Below are 1988 nucleotides of genomic sequence, written 5' to 3'. Positions count from 1 at the left end.
GAAGGTATGCGGAGGCGCAGAGCGCCTTGAAGATCGGCACGTCTGGCCTCTCTGCCGATACCCGGTAGGTGAGAATGGCGATGCCACGACTCCACGTCACGCGCCGCTCGGCCATGACGACGGAGCGCCAGCCGGTCCTCTGCTGAAGATGGGTCCAGATCTGGTCACCCTGGAGGATGCCGGGCGGATAGGGAAAGATCATCACGGCATTGTTCGCTGTGGTCGCCCGCGCGCTGTCGGCGCCACTGGTCCAGAAGCGTTCCTCCATGTCCCAGAGAACCTCCCGTTCAGTTGGGGACAGGGTGCCGGCGCGGTGCGCCGCATGGGTCGGAGTCCTTGGTGTCTTGCTGGAAACGGTCATTCGCCCGACCCCGACCCGCCAACCATCAACATCTGATACAGAACAAAGATGATCGCGAGCACCGCCCAGATCGCTCCGCTCGTGCCCAAGCGGCCGTCGGTGACCGTCGAGGCAGCTCGCTTCAGGGTAATTGATGCCGGGCCTTCGGGAAGCAGCTGGCACAGGTCTCGTACGACCCTGCCGTGATCGCTTGCGAGCGTGGGAACGTCCTGAAATCGAACAAGCAGCGTTCCCAATCGCGCTCGCGCGGCTTCACGCCCCAGCGTGACCAGTTCGGCGGTTTCTTGCCATGGATCGAGGCCGAGCCGCGCGAGCGCGGAGAGAACCGTCACGACATATCCGTTCCGGTCCTCGCCGACCGGCGCATAGAGAAATCGTTCGAATTCGGGCGGGTGCGGGTTGAGAACATTGGAGTCGGCCATCGTCATTCCATTCCATCGTTGCGGGAACGCAAGTCGTCCCTGTCCCCCTAAAGGTATGCGCAAGTCAGTTCCGGCACCCTTACACAGGTCAGTGTTGGCAACTGTCCCCAGGGCGTTCGCTACCGGTTTGGTGGCCGGGACTAACATGTGTCAGCGCCAGTCGAACGATCCTGACGTACAACAGAACAAATCGTTCAACTGTTCAGGCCTGTGATCCGAGCGGCCTTCAACAATGGTGAGCGACGGATCTGCCTTCATCACGGAGACCTTTGATGAACATGCGGTCGACCAGATCGACGGTGACGTTTTCGAACCCGTTCACCTTGCCGGGATGCCCAAGCGATTTGCCCGCGGGCGACTATGAGGTTCTCGTCGAAGAGGAACTTCTCCAAGGGCTGAGCTTCGAGGCTTATCGACGGACGGCGACCTACCTGACGGTGCGCGGCGAGGGCAGTCATGCGGGACGTACCGAGTTACGGGCGATATCCGACAGCGACCTGAAAGAGGCGCTGAGCCGGGATGCGACCACACAGGAAACGAACAATCACAGCGAGGCGGCGCTTTCTCCGCAGGAGGACTTGAAATGAATACTCCCGAATGGCTCAAACCTGGCATCTATGGTGCCGTGATTGGCGCCGCCTTCGTCGGCGTCGTCGGTTTTTCCTGGGGCGGTTGGGTGACCGACGGAACCGCGAATGACAGGGCGATGGCGATGTCCCGAAACAAGGTCGTTGCCTCCATGGTACCGGTCTGCCTCGACATGGCGCAGTCCGACCCCGCACGGGCAGAGAAGCTCGAAACGATCCGGGCCGCCTCGACCTATCAGCGGCGCGACGCGCTCATGACGGCCGGCTGGGCGACAGTTCCGGGAACAGATGCTCCGAACCGCGACATCGCGCAGGCCTGCCTGGCAGCCCTTGATGTCGACCGTTCGCCGGAGCGCCCGGAAAACACGATTGACGAGGGATGAGGCGCGCCATGCTGGAAGCTTCCCCAGAGACCACCGATCTGGAACGGCGTGTGCTCGCCCATGAAAGGGTGCTTCAAGCCCTGATCGCCTTCATGGCGCGCACGGAGCCGCGCTTCGTCGAACACCTCCGGGAACGGTTCGTCGAACCTATGCGCATGGCACGGCACGAACATGACCACCGTGAAACCGACGACTACGCGGAAGAGTTCATCCGCGCCGTGATGCAAATTGGAGA

The 1988-nt window shown here is 61.9% G+C and carries 4 protein-coding genes and 1 pseudogene; 3 read left to right on the top strand and 2 right to left on the bottom strand.

The window, feature by feature from the left end:
- On the bottom strand, nucleotides 1-361 hold a 361-nt coding region (locus OE647_RS20025), incomplete at its 3' end, for a hypothetical protein (protein WP_263723532.1).
- Entirely contained in the window at nucleotides 358-789 is a 432-nt protein-coding gene (locus OE647_RS20020) for a hypothetical protein (protein WP_263723531.1), read from the bottom strand. The genes OE647_RS20025 and OE647_RS20020, both read right to left, overlap by 4 nt.
- Before the next feature lie 266 nt (nucleotides 790-1055).
- Between OE647_RS20020 and OE647_RS20015 the strand changes: the two genes are divergently transcribed.
- The 3 genes and pseudogenes from OE647_RS20015 to OE647_RS20005 all read left to right on the top strand — a co-directional run.
- Complete coding sequence (locus OE647_RS20015) at nucleotides 1056-1370, top strand: hypothetical protein (protein ID WP_263723530.1); 315 nt, start codon at nucleotides 1056-1058, stop codon at nucleotides 1368-1370.
- Nucleotides 1367-1753 (top strand): hypothetical protein, encoded by a 387-nt coding sequence (locus OE647_RS20010; RefSeq protein ID WP_263723529.1) that lies wholly within the window; start codon nucleotides 1367-1369, stop codon nucleotides 1751-1753. Before OE647_RS20015 ends, OE647_RS20010 begins: the two co-directional genes overlap by 4 nt.
- 8 nt (nucleotides 1754-1761) lie before the next feature.
- Nucleotides 1762-1988: pseudogene (locus OE647_RS20005) on the top strand (hypothetical protein); the annotation flags it as partial.

The sequence above is a fragment of the Albidovulum sediminicola genome (genome assembly GCF_025751575.1).
GTDB classification, from domain to species: domain Bacteria; phylum Pseudomonadota; class Alphaproteobacteria; order Rhodobacterales; family Rhodobacteraceae; genus Albidovulum; species Albidovulum sediminicola.
This window is presented reverse-complemented; position numbering and strand designations above follow the sequence as displayed.

What these genes read in the sequence shown, in the direction of transcription:
- OE647_RS20020 (WP_263723531.1), bottom strand. Translation starts at nt 789, where the DNA reads ATGACGATGGCCGACTCCAATGTTCTCAACCCGCACCCGCCCGAATTC.
- OE647_RS20015 (WP_263723530.1), top strand. Translation starts at nt 1,056, where the DNA reads ATGAACATGCGGTCGACCAGATCGACGGTGACGTTTTCGAACCCGTTC.
- OE647_RS20010 (WP_263723529.1), top strand. Translation starts at nt 1,367, where the DNA reads ATGAATACTCCCGAATGGCTCAAACCTGGCATCTATGGTGCCGTGATT.